At 58.0% G+C, this 519-nt stretch carries 1 protein-coding gene and 1 pseudogene; both read left to right on the forward strand.

From position 1 onward, the window contains the following. A pseudogene (locus tag BZK31_RS28355) lies at positions 1-142 on the forward strand (dihydromonapterin reductase); the annotation flags it as partial. A gap of 21 nt (positions 143-163) precedes the next feature. After that, positions 164-519 (forward strand): GTP cyclohydrolase I FolE (gene folE / locus BZK31_RS28360; protein ID WP_157900826.1); only part of this gene is annotated, 356 nt, incomplete at its 3' end.

Raw genomic sequence — 519 nt, forward strand, 5'->3', positions numbered from 1 at the left:
CCGCGCCAACGCCCTGGCCAAATCGGCCCTGGGCATAGAGCCGGGTGCAGAAGTGATCTACCAGAGCCTGCGTTATCTTCTGGACAGCACTTATGTCACCGGCACAACACTGACCGTAAACGGTGGACGGCACGTCAAGTAGGCCGCCCCGAGGATCAATCTGATGAGCTTATCCCTGCCGCAGCATTATCGTGACATTCTGGTTGGCCTTGGTGAGGATCCGGATCGCGAAGGTCTGCTGGATACCCCCAAGCGCGCCGCCAAGGCGATGCAGTATCTGTGTCATGGCTACACCCAAAGCGTCGAAGAAATCGTCAACGGCGCGCTGTTCGCCTCCGACAACGATGAAATGGTCATCGTCCAGGACATCGAATTGTACTCGTTGTGCGAACACCACCTGCTGCCCTTCATTGGCAAGGCTCACGTGGCTTACATTCCGACCGGCAAGGTGCTGGGCCTGTCGAAGATCGCGCGCATTGTCGACATGTTCGCGCGACGCCTGCAGATCCAGGAAAACCT

This window comes from Pseudomonas floridensis (assembly GCF_002087235.1).
Lineage (GTDB): Bacteria > Pseudomonadota > Gammaproteobacteria > Pseudomonadales > Pseudomonadaceae > Aquipseudomonas > Aquipseudomonas floridensis.